The 1,772-nt window shown below is 76.6% G+C and carries 1 protein-coding gene; it reads right to left on the bottom strand.

Annotated features, from left to right (window positions below):
- Window positions 1-9: 9 nt before the first annotated feature.
- The gene (locus WH07_RS16850) at window positions 10-1,728 is read right to left on the bottom strand and encodes a DoxX family protein (RefSeq protein ID WP_079023295.1); all 1,719 of its coding nucleotides are present in this window, start codon (window positions 1,726-1,728) and stop codon (window positions 10-12) included.
- Between the last annotated feature and the right edge of the window lie 44 nt (window positions 1,729-1,772).

Below are 1,772 nucleotides of genomic sequence, written 5' to 3'. Positions count from 1 at the left end.
GTATAGCCCTCAGCCCAGCAGCCCCCCGATCGGGTTGTGGTTGCCGCCGCCCGACGTCGAGCCGCCCGTGCTCGATCCTCCGCCGTCGCCGCTGCCCGCTCCCGTACTGCCGTCGCCCGCGCCGCCGCCCGTGGTGGACGGGCCGCCGCCCTGGGTGCTGGACGGTGGCGGGGCCTGCTCGGCCGTCTGCGGGGCCTGGCGGCCGGTGCCCTGGGTCTGCTGGCTGGGCTGTCGCTGCTGGCTCTGGCCGGTGCTGGTCGCACCGCCCGTCTCCGGTACGGAGCCGCCACCGCCCTGCGCCGGCCGCTGGGCCTCGGGGGTGCCCGACCGGGTCGCGGACGGTTCGGACGGCCGGCCTTCGGTCGTACCGCCGCTGCTGGGCGTACCGGAGGCGCTGCGACCGCCCTCGCCCGGTTTCCGGGGCAGCGGTTCGCCCGGAAGCTGGTTGACCGGGTCGGTGTCCGGGCCCGGTACGGTCACCATGTCCGAGGACCGTACGGCGCCGCCCAGCACCGAACCGACCAGCAGCGTCAGCCCGATGACGACGGTCGCGACGAGCCCGCCGCGGCGCAGGACCCGGCGCCGCAGGTCCCAGATCTCGGAGCGCGGCCCGAGCGTACGCCAGGCCTCGCCGGCGAGTCGCCCGTCCACGGAGTAGACCGGCGCGCCCGCGATGATCAGCGGGGACCAGGCGGCCAGGTAGATGATGTCGGGCGCGTCGTACGCCGGAACGGTCCGCCAGCTCACGGTCAGCAGCAGCGCCGCCGACAGCAGCGCGCCGAAGCAGGCGGCGACCCGCTGCCAGAGGCCGAGGACGGTCAGTACGCCGGCCACGATCTGGAGGAAGGCGACGCTGAGGCCCGCGCCGACCGGGTGCGAGAGCGCGAAGTCCCGCAGGGGTTCCGCGAGGGCCCAGGGGTGCAGCGAGGAGAGCCAGGTGACCATGGAGCCGCGCTCGCCGCCGTCGAAGTAGACGGGGTCGCAGAGCTTGCCCATGCCGGCGTAGATGGAGATGAAGCCGAGGAAGACGCGGAGCGGGAGCAGCACCACGCCGAGGTTCATACGGCGGCCCGGGTAGTAGGCGTGCCGGACGCCTGCCGTGTCACCGACCCGGGTGCCGGTGGCGCCGTACCGCCCGGCGCGCGAGCGGTGGTCGTGCCTCTCGTCGTACAGGTCGTCCAGTTCGTACGCGTCGGTGCCGGCATCGGTGCCGGTCTCGGCGTACGGCTCGCGGTACGCCTCCGGATACGGTTCGGGCTCCGCCTCCGGGCCGGGCGTGTCGTACGCGCCGACCGCCTGCCGCATGGGCGGCAGCAGCGGCCCCACACCGGTACGGGCCGCGTGCCCCGCACCGGAGCCACGGCCGCGTCCATGCCCCTGGCCTCCCCGCCCATGGCCCTGGCTTCCGACCACCGGGGTCGCCACCGTGGCGTCGCCGTCGAGGTCGAGCCGCGGGATGACCTGCGTGGCGCCCGCGTCGTAGTCGTACGCCCGTCCCGACGCCCCCGACACGCCCGGCGCTCCCGGCGTCCCCGCGCCCGACACGCCCGAGGCGCCGGCCGGACCCGACGGACCCGGCCGCCCGGGTGCGCCGGGCCGGCCGCCGCCCGGTACGGTCCGCGCGTCGTGCGTGTCGCGATAGCCCGCGGGCGGCGTGGCGGAGTTCCGTACGGCCTGGAGGAGCCCGGTGGCGCCCGGGTCGCCCGGCGCCGACTTGCCGCTCCACACGACGGGCGCCCTGCGCCGGCCCGCGCCCCCGCCGGTACCTCCAC

It is taken from the genome of Streptomyces odonnellii (assembly GCF_000981895.1).
In the GTDB taxonomy this organism is placed as follows: Bacteria; Actinomycetota; Actinomycetes; order Streptomycetales; family Streptomycetaceae; genus Streptomyces; species Streptomyces odonnellii.
This window is presented reverse-complemented; position numbering and strand designations above follow the sequence as displayed.